Below are 15,249 nucleotides of genomic sequence, written 5' to 3'. Positions count from 1 at the left end.
GGTATCGAACGATGGCGCTGCCGGTGCAGCAGCGCAGTACCGCCTACTCGTGCACGGCGCGCCGCAGGTCGAGCGTGAACGGGAAGTTCGGGTTGCGCTCTTCCTTCGGCACGCGCATGGAGCCCGGCGTGTGGCCAATGCGGAAGAAGCGCGCCAGGCGCCGCGCCTCGGCCTCATAGGCGTTGACCGGCGCGGTGTCGTAGTTGCGCCCGCCCGGGTGGGCCACGTGGTACTGGCAGCCGCCGAGCGAGCGGCCCATCCAGCTGTCGACGAGGTCGAAGGTGAGCGGCGCGTGCACGCCGATGGTCGGGTGCAGGGCCGAGGGCGGCGCCCAGGCCCGGTAGCGGACGGCAGCCACGAACTCCCCCACCTTGCCGGTGGGCTGCATCGGCACCACGCGGCCGTTGCAGGTGAGCACGTGGCGGTCGCTCACCAGCCCGGTGGCCTTGAGCTGCACGCGCTCCACCGACGAATCGACGAAGCGCACCGTGCCGCCGGGTGCGCCCTCCTCGCCCATCACATGCCAGGGTTCAAGCGCGAGGCGCAGCTCCACGTCGACGCCCATCGCGTTGAAGTCACCCAGGCGCGGGAAGCGGAAGTTGAGGTGCGGCGCAAACCACTCGGGCTTCATCGCGTAGCCGAACTGGTTGAGCTCCTCGACCACGTCGCACAGGTCTTGCCACACGAAGTGCGGCAGCATGAAGCGGTCGTGCAACTCGGTGCCCCAGCGCTTCAGGCGCTGCGGCTGATAGGGCTGCTGCCAGAAGCGGCTCACGAGCGAGCGCATCAGGAGCTGCTGCGTGAGGCTCATGCGCGCATGCGGCGGCATCTCGAAGGCACGCATCTCGAGCAGCCCCAGTCGGCCGGTGGGGCCGTCGGGCGAGTAGAGCTTGTCGATGCAGAACTCGGCACGGTGGGTGTTGCCGGTGACGTCGATCAGGAGGTTGCGCAGCAGGCGGTCGATCAGCCACGGCGGGCATGCGCCCGGCCCCTCGGCCGTCTTGCGCTGCAACTCGGCGAAGGCGATCTCGATCTCGTAGACCGAGTCGTTGCGCGCCTCGTCGATGCGCGGCGCCTGGCTCGTCGGGCCGATGAAGAGGCCCGAGAAGAGATAGCTCAGCGCTGGGTGGTTGTGCCAGTAGGCCACCATGCTCGCGAGCAGGTCGGGCCGGCGCAGGAAGGGCGAGTCGGCCACCGTCGCGCCACCGAGCACGAAGTGGTTGCCGCCGCCGGTGCCGGTGTGGCGGCCGTCGACCATGAACTTCTCGGTCGACAGGCGCGTTTCGTGTGCGGCCTGGTAGAGGTGCGTCGTCTGGTCGACGAGCTCTTCCCAGCTGTGCGCCGGGTGGATGTTGACTTCGATCACGCCGGGGTCGGGCGTCACGCGCAGCGTCGACAGGCGCGGGTCCTTCGGCGGCTCGTAGCCTTCGAGGATCACCGGCAGCTTCATCTCGGCGGCGGTGTCTTCGATGGCGGCGACGAGCTCGAGGTAGTCCTCCAGCGCCGAGGTCGGCGGCATGAAGACGTAGAGCCGCCCGTTGCGCGGCTCGGCGCACATCGCGGTGCGGGTGATCCAGCCGGCCGACTCGAAGCGTGTCGGCGCGCGAGGCGCCTCCTGGGCCGTGGTCGCGGTGGCACCGGCGGCCTTGCCGTTCAGCGCTGCGCGCGAGCGTTCACCGAAGGTCGAGCCCGTGGTCGCCGGCTCCTGCCACGCAGCCGTTGCGCCCGGCTCTTGATCGGCCATCGCATAGCGCAAGCGCCGGTACGGCGGCAACGGCGCAAAAGGCTGCGTCTGGTCGGGCTGGTGCGTCCACGGGTAATCGGCCGACGAAGCCCAGGGCTGCGAGTCGAGCGGGAGCCGATAGCCGAGCGGTGAATCGCCGGGCACGAGGTAGCAGCGCTCGCTGCGCAGGAACCAGGGGCCCGTCTGCCAGCGCGTGGCGCCGGTCGGGTTGCGCAGCACCGGGAGCACGTGGCCCACGACCTTGTCGAGCCCTTGCGAGAAGACCTTGCGGATGCGATCGCGCTCCAGCTCGTCGGACAGGCGCGCATCGAAAGGGTCGACGTTGGTCGGCAGCTTGCGCTCGCGCCACAGGTAGTACCAGACGTCTTCATACGCCGGGAACACGTACTTCGGGTCCAGGGCCAGCCGCTTGGCCACACCGGAGAGGAACTGCTGCGCCTTGACGTCGGTGATGCCGTAGTCGTGGTGCTCGCTCGCGAAAAGCTCGGGGTTGGCCCAGATCGGCTCGCGGTCCTTGCGCCAGAAGAGGTTGAGTGACCAGCGCGGCAGCTGCTCGCCGGGGTACCACTTGCCCTGCCCGTAGTGCAGCAGGCCGCCGTCGCCGTATTTGGCGCGCAGCTTGTCCATCAGGTCGGCGGCCAGCACGCGCTTGGTGGGGCCGAGGGCTTCGGTGTTCCATTCGGCGCCGTCGCGGTCGTCGACCGAGACGAAGGTGGGCTCGCCGCCCTGCGTGAGGCGCACGTCGTGGCGGCGCAGGTCGGCGTCGACCTCGTGGCCGAGGGCTTCGATGTCGGCCCACTGCGCGTCGGTGTAGGGCAGCGTCACGCGCGGCGCTTCCCAAACGCGGGTGACCTTCATGTGGTGCTCGAACTCGGTCTCGCATTCGTCGAGCGCGCCCGTCACGGGCGCGGCCGACGAGGGGTCGGGCGAGCATGCGAGCGGGATGTGGCCTTCGCCGGCGAGAAGGCCCGAAGTCGGGTCGAGGCCGATCCAGCCGGCGCCCGGCAGGTAGACCTCGCACCAGGCGTGCAGGTCGGTGAAGTCGACCTCGGTGCCGCTCGGGCCGTCGAGCGACTTCACGTCGCTCTTGAGCTGGATCAGGTAGCCCGAAACGAAGCGCGCCGCGAGGCCCAGGTGCCGCAGGATCTGCACCAGCAGCCAGCCCGAATCGCGGCATGAGCCGCTCTTCTTGGTGAGCGTCTCCTCCGGCGTCTGCACGCCGGGCTCCATGCGGATGAGGTAGCCGATGTCGCCTTGCAGACGCTGGTTGAGTTCGACCAGGAAGTTGGTGGTCTGCTTCTTCTCGCGCGGGATGCTCGCGAGGTACTTTGCGAGCGCCGGCGTGAGCTCACCCTTCACCCGGTACGGCGCCAGCTCGTGCGCGAGCGATTCGTCATACGTGAACGGGAAATTCTCGGCCGACGGTTCGAGGAAGAAATCGAACGGGTTGAGCACCGACATCTCGGCCACGAGGTCGATCTCGATGCAAAAGCTCGTGGTCTTGTCAGGGAAGACGAGGCGCGCGAGGTAGTTGTTCTGCGGGTCCTGCTGCCAGTTGATGAAGTGCGTGGCGGGCTCGACGCGCATCGAGTAGCTGAGGATGCGCGTGCGCGAGTGCGGCGCCGGGCGCAGCCGCACCACCTGCGGCCCCAGGTTGATCGGCCGGTCGTACCGATAGTGGGTCACGTGGTTGAGCGCGACGTGGATGGACATTCAGGGCTCCGGGGCTTGGGTCTGCTGCTGAGAAAAAGGAGGCGCGGCGGGTTCGCCGGCTTGGCGGATGTCGATGCGCACGCGCATGGTTTCGTCACCACCACCTTCGCGCACGCCGCGGATGGGCGAACAGGCGGCGTAGTCGAGGCCGACGGCCAGGCGCACGTGGCGCTCGTCCATCAGGCAGCCGTGGGTGATGTCGACGCTGAGCCAGCGGCAGGCATTGGTGTCGACGCACACGTCGACCCACGCATGGCTTGCGAGGTGCGGCGCATCGGGCGCGTAGAAATAGCCACTCACGTAACGTGCGGCCACGCCATTGGCACGGCAGGCGGCGAGGTAGACGTGGGCATGGTCCTGGCACACGCCGACGCCCTGCTCCCAGGCCTGCTGCGCCGTGGTCTGCACATCGGTCATGCCCGGCTGGTAGCGCACGCGTTTCAGCACGGCGTGCGCCAGCGCCATCGCCGAGGCCTCGCTCACCCCGTCGGCGAGGTGCACACGGCCGAGAGACTTCAGCCGCTCGTCGGCGGCGGTGAGCGGCGTGCTGCGCAGGTAGAGCTGGCTGGGCGTGGCCTGGTCCACCAGCCAGGGCGAGGCGTGCGTCTCCACCGTGCCGCCCGCGCGCACCGCGCTGCCGTAGCTGCGCCGCGCCAGGCTCCAGGTGTGGGCCAGGTTGCCGTAGCCGTCGCGCTGCGCGTGCAGCGGTGCCGGCGCGCTCACCGACCACTCGTGCACCGTCTGGTGCGCGCTCCCCTGCGGTGTGAGGCACAGCGACTGCAGGGCGTACTGCAGCGGCGCGCTGTAGTCGTAGTGCGTGACGTGTTGGATGCTGAGTTTCATCCAGCACGTCTCACGTCAGGCGGCGACGGGCACGAGGAAGTCACGGCTGATGCCCACCCCCAGCGTGCCCACGCGTTCGAGGAACTGGCTGAGGAAGGCGTGCAGCCCGGTCGCGAGGATCTCGTCGATGCGGCCGAAGCGCAGGTCAGACTGCAGGCGGCCGGCGCGCCGCAGCGTCTCGTGCGATTGCTCGTTGGCCACCCGCTTGAGGTTGGCAACGACCTCGTCCATGCAGCAGGCAAGCGAGCGCGGCATGTCGGCGCGCAGGATCAGAAGCTCCGCCACCTTCTCGGGCCGGATCACGTTGCGATACGCCTTGCGGTAGACCTCGAAGCCGGACACCGAGCGCAGGATCGCCGACCAGTGATAGAAGTCGTACTCCTGGTCGCGCGAGGCGGCGCCATTGCCGGTGCCCGCGCCGTAGAACTCGCTCTCGACCGCGTGGAACTTCACGTCGAGCATGCGGGCGGTGTTGTCGGCGCGCTCAAGGAAGCTGCCGATGCGCAGGAAGTGGAAGGCTTCGTCCTGCAGCATGGTGCCCACCGTCACGCCGCGCGAGAGGTGCGAGCGGAACTTCACCCACTCGAAGGCATCGCCCGGGTCGCGTTCGAAGGCCTTGTTGCGCAGCATGCGCTGGAACTCGATCCAGGTCTGGTTCTGCGTCTCCCATACCTCGGTGGTGAGCGTGCCCCGCACGGCACGTGCGTTCTCACGGGCGGCGAGCAGGCAGTTGTAGATGCTCGACGGGTTCTTCTCGTCGCTCACCATGTAGCTCATCACCTTGCGGGCGTCGACCTCGCCATAGCGGGTGGTGTAGTCGTGGCTCAGTTCCGAGATGCTCAAGAGGCCGCGCCAGCCGTTCTCGGCGGCGTCGGCCGACTGCGGCAGCAACGACGTCTGGTAGTTGACGTCGAGCATGCGTGCGGTGTTCTCGGCGCGCTCCATGTAGCGCGCCATCCAGAAGAGGTGGTCAGCAGTTCTTGACAGCATTTCAGGCCTCCAACACCCATGTGTCCTTGGTACCACCGCCCTGCGACGAATTGACGACGAGGGAGCCTTCCTTCAGAGCCACGCGCGTGAGCCCGCCGGGCACCATCTGCACCTCCTTGCCCGAGAGCACGAAGGGCCGCAGGTCGATGTGGCGCGGCGCGATGCCGCTTTCGACGAAGGTGGGGCAGGTGGACAGGCTCAGCGTCGGCTGCGCGATGTAGCCGGCGGGGTTGGCTTCGAGCGCCTTGCGGAAGTCGGCGATCTCGGCCTTGGTGGCCGCGGGGCCGACGAGCATGCCGTAGCCGCCGGCGCCGTGCACTTCCTTCACCACGAGTTCGGGCAGGTGGTCGAGCACGTACTTGAGGTCTTCTTCCTCGCGGCACAGGTGCGTGGGCACGTTGTTGAGGATTGGTTTCTCGCCCAGGTAGAACTCGATCATCTTGGGCACGTAGGGGTAGATCGACTTGTCGTCGGCCACGCCGGTGCCGATGGCGTTCGACAGCGTCACGTTGCCGGCGCGGTACACACTCAGCAGGCCCGCGCAGCCGAGCGTGGAATCGGCGCGGAAGGCCAGCGGGTCGAGGAAGTCGTCGTCGACACGGCGGTAGATCACGTCGACCCGCTTCGGGCCCTGCGTGGTGCGCATGTAGACGAAGTTGTCCTTGACGAAGAGGTCTTGCCCCTCGACCAGCTCCACGCCCATCTGCTGGGCGAGGAAGGCGTGCTCGAAGTACGCGCTGTTGTACATGCCGGGGGTGAGCACGACGACCGTCGGGTCGTTGACGGCCGCGGGCGCCACGCCCCGCAGCGTCTCGAGCAGCAGGTCGGGGTAATGCGCGACCGGCGCCACGCGATGCTGGCTGAAGAGCTCGGGGAAGAGCCGCATCATCATCTTGCGGTTCTCCAGCATGTAGCTCACGCCGCTGGGCACCCGCAGGTTGTCTTCGAGCACGTAGTAGCTGCCGCTGCCGTCGGCATTGGCCGCACGCACGATGTCGATGCCGCTGATGTGCGAATAGACGCCGCCGGGTACGTCGACGCCCATCATCTCGGGCCGGAACTGCGCGTTCTTGAAGATCTGGTCGGCGGGCACGATGCCGGCTCGGATGATCTCCTGCTCGTGGTAGACGTCGTGGATGAAGCGGTTGAGCGCGGTCACGCGCTGCGTGAGGCCCTTCTCCATCTCGGTCCACTCGGCCGCGGGGATGACGCGCGGAATCAGGTCGAAGGGAATGAGCCGCTCGGTGCCGGAGCCGTCTTCGTCTTTCGCGCCGTAGACCGCGAAGGTGATGCCCACGCGGCGGAAGATCATCTCGGCTTCTTCACGCCGCGAGCGCATCACATCGCGGGGCTGCTGCGCCAGCCAACGGTCGTAGACCCGGTAGTGGTCTCGCACGCTGGTGCTGGTGGCCTGCATCTCGTCGAAGCTGGGTCGCATGGGTCTTGGTCTCCTCGCAGGCAGGGTAGCAAAAAGCAGGCCAATTGCGCAGGCCATTCGCACCCATCCCGGCGCGCACGCGGCCCGATGCTCGCCCGGAGGTTACTCGCCTCGGGTGAGAGGGTGGTGCCAGTAGCGCCGCGCCCGATCGCGCTCGCAGGTGCTGTCGGCGCCGTTCCACCGCCAGGCGCCGCAGGCGGCGCTCGTCTCGATGTGCACGCCGCGTGCCTTCAGCCGCCCGATCACTTCGTCGACCGGGTGGCCGAAGCGGTTGCGGTAGCCGGCCTGCACGATCGCCACCTTGGGCGCCACCGCGTCGAGGAACGCCGCGGTCGACGAGGTGCGGCTGCCGTGGTGCGGGACCAGCAGCACGTCGCTGCGCAGGGCTCCGGCGGAGGCTGTGGCGAGCAACTCGCCCTCCTGCTGGCGCTCGATGTCCCCCGTCAGCAGCAGCGTGCCCTGCGGCCCGCTTACCTTGACGACGCACGACATCGCGTTGGACTTGAGCGAGCGTTCGTAGTCGTCCACGCGCGGGTGCAGCACCTCGAACTGCACGCCGTCCCAGGCCCAACGCTGGCCGGCCGCACAGCGCACCGGCCGCCGTGCCAGCGCCCGGATCGGGTGGGCGTCTTCGAGCGAGCTGAGCAGCTCGTCGACCGGCAGCCCGTGCAGCAAGGGCCTGGCGCCGCCCACGTGGTCGAGGTCGCGGTGGCTCAGCACCAGGCGGTCGACGCGCGTTTCGCCCCGCGCATGCAAGAGCGGCAGGAGCACGCGCTCGCCGGCATCGCTTTCGCGCGAGTACTGCGGGCCGGCGTCGTAGACCAGCAGGTGCTTCGCAGTGCGCACCAGCACCGCGGTGCCCTGTCCCACGTCGACCGCCAGCATCTCGTAGCGGCCGGCCTCGGGGCGCGCCGGCACGGGCAGCAGCAAGGGCATCACGAGCGGCACCGCAAAAAGCCGCATGCGCCACGGCAGCGGCAGCACGAGGAGCGCCGCGCCGGCCAGCCCCGCGGCCTGCGCCCACAGGGGCGCGGCCGGCACCAGCCACACCGCGCCGGGCATCGCACCCAGCCACGCCAGGCCCTGGCTCAAGGCCTCCTGCACCAGCGCCCCCACCCGCCACAGCGGCGCAAGGGCCACACCCAACAGCGCAAGCGGCGTGATGACGAGCGTGACGAGCGGGATCGCCACCAGGTTGGCCACGAACCCCACGAGCGACACCTGCTGGAAGAACACCAGGCTGAGCGGCGTGAGGCCGAGCGTGGCCACGAGCTGCGTGCGCAGGCCGCCTCGCGCCGCCTCCCACAACCGCGGCCACCAGCGCTGCGCCGGGGCACGCTCGGCGGCCCGCTGCACCGGCTCCGAGGCCATCAGCAGCCCCACGGCCACGAACGACAGCCAGAACCCCGGCTGCAACAAGGCCCACGGGTCAAGCGCGCTCACCACCACCGCCGCCACCAGCAGCACCATCGCCCACGGCCAGCGCCGCCCGCTCAGGTGCAGCAAGGTCACGGTGGCAAGCATCCACACGGTGCGCTGCGCCGGCACGCCCCACCCTGCGAACACCGCATAGGCCGTGGCCGCCAGCAGCCCGCCGACCCGCCCGGCCCAGGGCGCTGGCCACAGGTGCACCGCACGCGCGCTGCGCCGCCACACCGCCGCCACGGCGAGGCCCGCCAGCCACGCGAACATCGTCACGTGCAAGCCGCTGATCGACATCAGGTGCGCGACGCCGGTGTTGCGGAAGAGCTGCCAATCCTCGCGCTCGATGGCCGACTGGTCGCCCACCGCCAGCGCCGCCAGCACCCCGGCGGAGCGAGGGTCGCTCACTTGGGCGTCGATGTCATCGCGCACCCGCTGGCGCAGGCGGTCGACCCAGCGGCCGGCGCTCGCGTCGAGCATCTGCGGTGCGGCGCGGTCGTTCGCCCGCACGTAGCCTGTTGCGCGCAGGCCTTGTTCGAAGAGGTACAGCTCGTAGTCGAACCCGTGCGGGTTCACGTTGCCGTGCGGCTGGCGCAAGCGCGCCACGAAGCGCCAGCGCTGGCCCGCCCGCAGCGAGAGCTGCGGATCGCTCAGGCCGCCGTCTTCGTGCCAGCCGACATACCAGCCGAGCGCGACCTTCGTCGGCACCTGTACCGCCTGGCCCTGCAGCGTGGCCGACTCCACGTCGAAACGAAACCGCAGGCCCGCCGCCGACCGCTGCGGCAGGCTCGCGACCACGCCGACCAGCTCCACGTCGTGCCCTTCGATCGCCGCCGGCAAGGCATCGGCCAGGCGCAGCGTCGCCCGCCAGCCGCTCGCCCCCATGCCGGCGGCGAGTGCCGCCACGATCCACAAGACGCGCAGGCGCTGCCAGCGCCACCCGACGGCAATGCCGAGCAGTGCCCCCAGCACCAAAGTCTGATAGGCCTCGAGCGGCAGCAACGCGCGTTCGTGCAGCTGCGCCGCCACGCCCGCAAGCCATGCCAAGCCCATGCCGGCGGCGTGCCGGGCCCTTTGTTTTCCTCCCATGGGTGCAGTGTAGGATTTGCGACCCCCACGAATGCCTGCACCGCGATGTCCGCCTACGACCGTCTGAAGTCCCTCGGGATCGAGCTGCCCGCCGTCGGCGTGCCCGTTGCCGCCTATGTGCCTTTCGTGCGCACCGGCTCGCTCGTCTTCCTCTCCGGCCACATTGCCAAACGCGACGGCAAGCCCTGGGTCGGCCAGCTCGGCCGCGACATGGACACCGCCACCGGCAAAGAGGCTGCACGCGCCGTGGCCATCGACCTGATGGGCACGCTGCACGCCGCGGTGGGCGATCTGAACAAGGTCAAGCGCATCGTCAAGGTGGTGAGCCTTGTCAACAGCTCGCCCGACTACACCGAGCACCACCTCGTGACCAACGGGTGCAGCGAGCTGCTGGGCGAGGTGTTCGGGCCGGCCGGCGTGCATGCGCGGGCCGCCTTCGGCGTGGCGCAGATCCCGCTCGGCGCGTGCGTCGAGATCGAGCTGATCGCCGAAGTCGCTGAATGAAGGCCCCGGCATGAAAGCGCTGCTGCAACGCCCAGGCCTGTTGCTGCTCGGCATGGCCGTGCTCAGCATCGCCGCCGTGGGCGCGGCGCTCGTGTCGCAGCACGTCTACGGCATGGAGCCGTGCCCGTGGTGCATCCTGCAGCGGGTGATCTTCCTGGCCGTCGCGCTGGTGTGCGGGGTGGGCTTCGTGTCGACGCGCATCGCCGGGGTGCTGGCGCTCGTGTTCTTGCTGTGCGGCATCGCGGCGGCGCTGTGGCAGCACTTCCAGGCCGCAGCCTCGTCGTCCTGCGCCCTCACGGTGGCCGACCGGATCGTCATCGCGATGAAGCTCGACAGCCTCTGGCCCGACGTCTTCCTCGCCCGCGCGAGCTGCGCCGACGCGGCGGTCTCGCTGATGGGGATTCCCTACGACTTCTGGAGCCTGGCGGTCTTCGTCGTGCTGGCCGTCGTCAGCGTGGCCGTCATCCGCAAGCGATAGCGCGACACAAGGTCATGCTGGCGCTTGTCGCGAGCGCCAAGTAAGCTGCCCTCATTCGTTGTCTCGAGGAGCACGCACCATGATGTGGCACTGGAACTCGCTCTGGGCCCCGGCACCGGGCGACCCGCCCGCCATCGACGACCCTTCGCTGTGGCGCGCGCCGTGGACGCCCGAGCAGGCCATCGCCTTGCAAGCCCGCAGTTGGGAAGCGATGCTCAGCGCCACGCACTCGTGGTGGACCATGATGCTGTCGGCATTCCCCGTCGCGAGCAGCTGGCCCTTGCCAAGCTGGAGCGGCGGCACGGCCGACACGAAGGCCGCGACGGCCGGCGCCGAACCGCTGGCCCTGGCCAAGCCCGCCGAGGCCGAGCCCGCGAAGCCGGCGCCGCGCAAGCGCGCTCCCGCACGCAAGCGCTGATCAATCCATCGCTTCGGCGAGGCTGCGCGTCAAGCGCGGCGGCTCCGCGCCGATGTGGAACGACAGGCGGCGCTCGCGCAGCGCCACGTCGTAGGCGGTCACGCGGTCGAAGCGGCGCAGGTGCTCGATCCACGATTCGTCGAGCATGTGCTCGACGTAGCGGCCGGGCACGGTGGCGTCGCGGAAGACCTCGCATGAGAGCGCGCCCTGGCGAAGGCGGCTGCTCCGCGTCTCGCGCATCACCGCCATGAAGTCGTCGGCACGCGCGGGGTCGATCAGGTACTCGATGGTCGTCATCACCGGGCCGTCATGGCCTTGCACACCGGGCGGCATCTCGGGCGCCTTCCAGGCGCTGGAGGGCGTGAGGTCTTCCATGTCCGCCTCGGCGCGCGGGCGGTAGCGGATGACGGCGAGCATCAGCACCACTCCACCGACCGCGGAGATCACGAGGCTCGTGCGCACGTCGCTGAAGGTGGCCACCTGGCCCCAGAGCGCCGCCCCGATGCCACCGCCGCCCATCAAGGCCATCTGGTACACCGACATGCCACGCGCCCGCACCCAGTTGGGCAAGGCGAGCTGGGCCGACACCGCCAGCGAGTTGGCGACCGAGATCACCGTCATGCCATTGACCATCAAGGCCGGCGCGGCGACATAGATGTTGGGGGCGAAGGCAACGACCAGCATCGAGACGGCCTGCAGCACCGTGCCGTTGCGCACCAGGGCGTCGCCGTCCATCACGGCGCGGATGCGGCGCATCATCAGCGCGGCGACCACCGCGCCGAACCCCATCGACGCCAGCAGCAGCGTGAAGGTGCCCGCCCCGCCGCCCACCATGTGCTTGGCGATCAGCGGCAAGAGCGAAGTCAACGCCACGGCCTGCAGGAAGAACGCGGTGATGCGAAACAGCACCGCATGCATCGCCTGCGATTGCCGAACGTAGGTCAGCCCCACGCGGATCGCGCCGAAGAATCGCTCGGCAGGCAAGGCGCTCGCCTTCGGCTCGGTCTTCCAGCGCATGATCACGAAGCCCGAGATCACCGACAGCACCGCGTTCAGCGCAAACACCCACGCACTGCCCAGGCTCGCGATCAAGGCGCCCGCCAGGATTGGGCCGAAGATGCGCGAGGTGTTCATCGCGATGCCGTTCAGCGCCAGCGCCGAGGGCAGCTGATGCCGCGGAATCAGATCGGGGATCACCGCCGAGAACACCGGCCAGCGCATCGCGAAGCCGATGCCGTTGGCAAAGGTGAGCAGGAGCAGCAGCGGCGCACCCATGTGGCCGCTCGCAGTGGCCAGGCACAGCAGCACGCCGACCGCCGCCACCCAGAACTGCGTGAAGATGAAGTACTTGCGCCGGTCGAGGATGTCGGCCAGCGCGCCGCTCGGCACGCCAAGGAAGAACACCGGCAAGGTGGACGCCGACTGGACCAGCGCCACCATGATGGGCGAGGTGGTCAGCGAGGTCATCATCCACGCCGCCGCCACGTCGTTCATCCACATGCAGATGTTCGCCGTGAGCCACACGCTCCACAGCATGCGGAACACCGGCTGGCTCAGCGGCGCCCAGGGAGATTCGGGCGAGAGCTGTGCCGTTGTCTGCATCGGCTCGTTTTTACCCCAGGCTCAATACCCGATGCGGCTTCATCCCCGCGTCGAGCGTCTTGCCCTTGCGTGCGCGCTTGCCGGCATAGACGGCGAGCGAGGCGCCCTTCAGCTCTTCTTCCTTGGCCTTGCCGCCACGGCCGGTGCCCAGCACCTTCACGCCGTTGGCGCAACTCGCCACCGACACCAGCGGGTCTTTCGCATCCACGTCCATCAGCGTGAGGCCGCGCCCGCCCTTGGGTTGCAGCTTCAGCTCCTGCAGCGGGAAGGCCAGCAGGCGGCCGCTCATCGACAGGCACACCACCTGCGAGTGCCCCGTCACCAGCGGCACGGGTGGCAACACCTTGTCGTCGGCTTCGAGCGTGAGGAAGCTCTTGCCGCCACGCTGGCGGCTCACCATGTCGCCCACTTGCGCCAGCAAGCCGAAGCCACCGGTGTTCGACAGCAGCAAGGTCGTATCGGGCGCCGCCGCGAAGTAGTGCAGCGGCTGCGTGCCCGACTCGAGTTCGATGAGCGTCGTGATCGGCTGGCCATCGCCGCGGCCGCCCGGCAGTTGCGCCACGGCCGTGGAATAGACACGGCCATTGCTGCCGAAGACCAGCAGCGAGTCGACCGTGCGACACGGGAACACGCCATACAAGCCATCGCCCGCCTTGAACGCCAGCGCCGCCGCGTCGACCTCGTGGCCCTTCAGCGCGCGTACCCAGCCCTTCAAGCTCACCACCACCGTCACCGGCTCGTCGACCACCTTGATCTCGGCGACCGCCTTCTTCTCGGCCTGGATCAGCGTCCGGCGGTCGTCGCCGTATTGCTTGGCGTCGCCCTCGATCTCCTTGATGAGCGTGCGCTTGAGCGTGGCCGGCGAGTTGAGGATGTCTTCGAGCTTGCCTTGCTCTTCGCGCAGCTCCTTCAGCTGCTGCTCGATCTTGATGGCCTCCAGCCGCGCCAATTGACGCAGGCGGATTTCGAGGATGTCTTCGGCCTGGATCTCGCTCAGCTTGAAACGCTCGATCAGCGCCGGCTTCGGCTCGTCCGAGTGACGAATGATGCGGATCACCTCGTCGATGTTGAGCAGCACGAGCTGCCGGCCCTCGAGGATGTGGATGCGCGCCAGCACCTTGTCGAGCCGGAACTGCGAGCGCCGCTGCACCGTCTCGGCGCGGAAGGCCACCCACTCGGCCAGCATCTGGCGCAGGCTCTTCTGCGTGGGCCGGCCGTCGGCGCCGATCATTGTGAGGTTGATGGGGGCAGACGTTTCCAGGCTCGTGTGGGCGAGCAGCGTCTGGATCAATTCCTCCTGGCTGATGCGGGAGGTCTTGGGTTCGAAGACGAGGCGCACCGGGGCGTCCTTGCTGGCTTCGTCGCGCACCGCGTCGAGCACCGACAGCACCGTCGTCTTGAGCTGCACCTGCTCGGCGGCGAGCGCCTTCTTGCCGGCCTTGACCTTCGGATTGGTCAGCTCCTCGATCTCTTCGAGCACCTTCTGGCTGCTGGTGCCGGGCGGCAGCTCGGTCACCACGAGCTGCCACTGGCCGCGCGCGAGGTCTTCGATCTTCCAGCGCGCCCGCACCTTGAGGCTGCCGCGGCCGGTGGCGTAGGCGGCGCGGATGTCACCCGCGTCACTGATGATCTGGCCGCCGCCCGCGTAGTCGGGGCCGGGGATGAGGGCCGCCAGCTCATCGTCGTTGAGCTTGTCGTTGCGGATCATCGCGACCGCCGCCGCCGCCACTTCGCGCAGGTTGTGCGAGGGCACTTCGGTCGCAAGGCCCACCGCGATGCCGCTCGCGCCGTTGAGCAGCACGAACGGCAGGCGCGCCGGCAGTTGCTTGGGCTCCTGCTCCGATCCGTCGTAGTTGGGCGCGAAGTCCACGGTGCCCTCATCCAGCTCGTCGAGCAGCAGCCGCGAGATGGGTGCGAGCCGCGCTTCGGTGTAGCGCATGGCCGCCGCGCCGTCGCCGTCGCGCGAACCGAAGTTGCCCTGGCCGTCGACCAGCGGATAGCGCTGCGAGAAGTCCTGCGCCATGCGCACCATCGCGTCATACGCCGCCTGGTCGCCGTGCGGGTGGTACTTGCCGAGCACATCGCCCACCACGCGCGCGCTCTTCACGGGGCGCGCGCCGGCAGTGCCGGTGAAGCTCAGGCCCATGCGCTCCATCGCGTAGAGGATGCGGCGCTGCACGGGCTTCTGGCCGTCACACACGTCGGGCAGCGCGCGGCCCTTCACCACGCTGAGTGCGTATTCGAGGTAAGCCCGCTCGGCATAGTGCGCGAGCGTGATGGCATCGGGGTTGGCGGTGGTGTCGTCTGGGCTCATGTCAGTTCGGTGTCGGGGCCGATGCGGTGGCCGGCCCGTGCATCTGCAATTCGCGGGCGCCGCGCGGCATCTTGTTCTGCAGCAGCGCCCAATAGAGTTCGAGCACCAGGTGCACATGCGCCTGGGTCTCGGCAATCGGCGGCATGCCGCCGCCATGTTTCATCACCGTGCCGACGCCCGCGTTCCACGCGGCGAGCGCCACGTCGATGCGGCCGAAGCGGTGCATCAGCTTCGACAGCATCCGCGCGCCGGTCTGGATGTTGTGCTTCGGGTCGAGCAGGCGCTGAGCTTCCTCGGCACGCGCCGCGGGCGTGCTGCCCACCGGCATGATCTGCATCAGCCCAACCGCGCCGCGCGGCGAGACGGCGTTCGGCTTGAAGCCCGACTCGACGGCGATGATGGCCTTCAGCAATTCGATGTCGACGCCGTGCGTCTTCGAGGCGTCACGCAAGAGGGCCTGCAGCGACTTCACCTCGGGCGCGAAGTCGAGCCAGGTGAGCAGGCCGCCGGCCCCATCGCTCTTGCCCGGCACACGCTCGCCACTCGCGGCGTTGCCCAGCACGAGGTGGTAGCGCGAGTCGACCTGCACCGGCGACACGTGCGCCACGCCGTTGCCGTCGACAAAGCCCCAGAGCTCCGCCTGGCATGCCAGGGGCATGCTGACCATCGCGGCGAAGCACCAGGCGCGGTTCAT

Annotated in this window: 11 protein-coding genes; 3 read left to right on the top strand and 8 right to left on the bottom strand. The window is 69.0% G+C overall.

From position 1 onward, the window contains the following. Window positions 1-43: 43 nt before the first annotated feature. From RXV79_RS09600 to RXV79_RS09580, 5 genes are all read right to left on the bottom strand, one after another. Complete coding sequence (locus RXV79_RS09600; RefSeq protein ID WP_316703205.1) at window positions 44-3,457, bottom strand: transglutaminase family protein; 3,414 nt, start codon at window positions 3,455-3,457, stop codon at window positions 44-46. Next, on the bottom strand, window positions 3,458-4,300 hold the full coding sequence (locus RXV79_RS09595) for a transglutaminase family protein (protein ID WP_316703204.1): 843 nt from the start codon (window positions 4,298-4,300) through the stop codon (window positions 3,458-3,460). Between the two features lie 15 nt (window positions 4,301-4,315). Continuing rightward, window positions 4,316-5,290 (bottom strand): alpha-E domain-containing protein, encoded by a 975-nt coding sequence (locus RXV79_RS09590; RefSeq protein ID WP_316703203.1) that lies wholly within the window; start codon window positions 5,288-5,290, stop codon window positions 4,316-4,318. Window position 5,291: 1 nt separating this feature from the next. Further along, on the bottom strand, window positions 5,292-6,728 hold the full coding sequence (locus tag RXV79_RS09585; protein WP_316703202.1) for a circularly permuted type 2 ATP-grasp protein: 1,437 nt from the start codon (window positions 6,726-6,728) through the stop codon (window positions 5,292-5,294). A 102-nt stretch (window positions 6,729-6,830) separates the two neighbouring features. After that, window positions 6,831-9,239 carry a DNA internalization-related competence protein ComEC/Rec2 gene (locus tag RXV79_RS09580; RefSeq protein ID WP_316703201.1) on the bottom strand — a complete coding sequence of 803 codons (2,409 nt, stop codon included), beginning with the start codon at window positions 9,237-9,239 and terminating at the stop codon, window positions 6,831-6,833. A 45-nt stretch (window positions 9,240-9,284) separates the two neighbouring features. On the opposite strand from RXV79_RS09580, the gene RXV79_RS09575 reads away from it, so the two are divergent. From RXV79_RS09575 to RXV79_RS09565, 3 genes are all read left to right on the top strand, one after another. After that, window positions 9,285-9,743, top strand: coding sequence for a RidA family protein (locus RXV79_RS09575; RefSeq protein WP_316703200.1), 459 nt, complete (start codon window positions 9,285-9,287; stop codon window positions 9,741-9,743). Window positions 9,744-9,753: 10 nt separating this feature from the next. Next, complete coding sequence (locus RXV79_RS09570; RefSeq protein WP_316703199.1) at window positions 9,754-10,221, top strand: disulfide bond formation protein B; 468 nt, start codon at window positions 9,754-9,756, stop codon at window positions 10,219-10,221. Between the two features lie 79 nt (window positions 10,222-10,300). Next, window positions 10,301-10,639 carry a hypothetical protein gene (locus tag RXV79_RS09565; RefSeq protein ID WP_316703198.1) on the top strand — a complete coding sequence of 113 codons (339 nt, stop codon included), beginning with the start codon at window positions 10,301-10,303 and terminating at the stop codon, window positions 10,637-10,639. On the opposite strand, the gene RXV79_RS09560 is transcribed toward RXV79_RS09565, so the two are convergent. Genes RXV79_RS09560 through RXV79_RS09550 form a run of 3 tightly spaced genes read right to left on the bottom strand, consistent with a single transcriptional unit; the run spans window position 10,640 to window position 15,249 of the window. After that, entirely contained in the window at window positions 10,640-12,241 is a 1,602-nt protein-coding gene (locus RXV79_RS09560) for an MFS transporter (protein ID WP_316703197.1), read from the bottom strand. Between the two features lie 10 nt (window positions 12,242-12,251). Next, window positions 12,252-14,555, bottom strand: coding sequence for a DNA topoisomerase IV subunit A (gene parC, locus RXV79_RS09555; RefSeq protein ID WP_316703196.1), 2,304 nt, complete (start codon window positions 14,553-14,555; stop codon window positions 12,252-12,254). Window position 14,556: 1 nt separating this feature from the next. Further along, window positions 14,557-15,249, bottom strand: a complete 693-nt coding sequence (locus RXV79_RS09550) for a lytic transglycosylase domain-containing protein (RefSeq protein ID WP_316703195.1) — start codon at window positions 15,247-15,249, stop codon at window positions 14,557-14,559.

This window comes from Piscinibacter gummiphilus (assembly GCF_032681285.1).
GTDB lineage: Bacteria > Pseudomonadota > Gammaproteobacteria > Burkholderiales > Burkholderiaceae_C > Rhizobacter > Rhizobacter gummiphilus_A.
The sequence above is the reverse complement of the archived record's forward strand: the minus strand, read 5'-3'. Positions and strand labels throughout refer to the sequence as shown.

Bases quoted from the DNA above. Each gene is read 5' to 3' on its own strand.
- RXV79_RS09600 (WP_316703205.1), bottom strand. From the start codon at position 3,457: ATGTCCATCCACGTCGCGCTCAACCACGTGACCCACTATCGGTACGAC.
- RXV79_RS09595 (WP_316703204.1), bottom strand. From the start codon at position 4,300: ATGAAACTCAGCATCCAACACGTCACGCACTACGACTACAGCGCGCCG.
- RXV79_RS09590 (WP_316703203.1), bottom strand. From the start codon at position 5,290: ATGCTGTCAAGAACTGCTGACCACCTCTTCTGGATGGCGCGCTACATG.
- RXV79_RS09585 (WP_316703202.1), bottom strand. From the start codon at position 6,728: ATGCGACCCAGCTTCGACGAGATGCAGGCCACCAGCACCAGCGTGCGA.
- RXV79_RS09580 (WP_316703201.1), bottom strand. From the start codon at position 9,239: ATGGGAGGAAAACAAAGGGCCCGGCACGCCGCCGGCATGGGCTTGGCA.
- RXV79_RS09575 (WP_316703200.1), top strand. From the start codon at position 9,285: ATGTCCGCCTACGACCGTCTGAAGTCCCTCGGGATCGAGCTGCCCGCC.
- RXV79_RS09570 (WP_316703199.1), top strand. From the start codon at position 9,754: ATGAAAGCGCTGCTGCAACGCCCAGGCCTGTTGCTGCTCGGCATGGCC.
- RXV79_RS09565 (WP_316703198.1), top strand. From the start codon at position 10,301: ATGATGTGGCACTGGAACTCGCTCTGGGCCCCGGCACCGGGCGACCCG.
- RXV79_RS09560 (WP_316703197.1), bottom strand. From the start codon at position 12,241: ATGCAGACAACGGCACAGCTCTCGCCCGAATCTCCCTGGGCGCCGCTG.
- parC (WP_316703196.1), bottom strand. From the start codon at position 14,555: ATGAGCCCAGACGACACCACCGCCAACCCCGATGCCATCACGCTCGCG.
- RXV79_RS09550 (WP_316703195.1), bottom strand. From the start codon at position 15,249: ATGAACCGCGCCTGGTGCTTCGCCGCGATGGTCAGCATGCCCCTGGCA.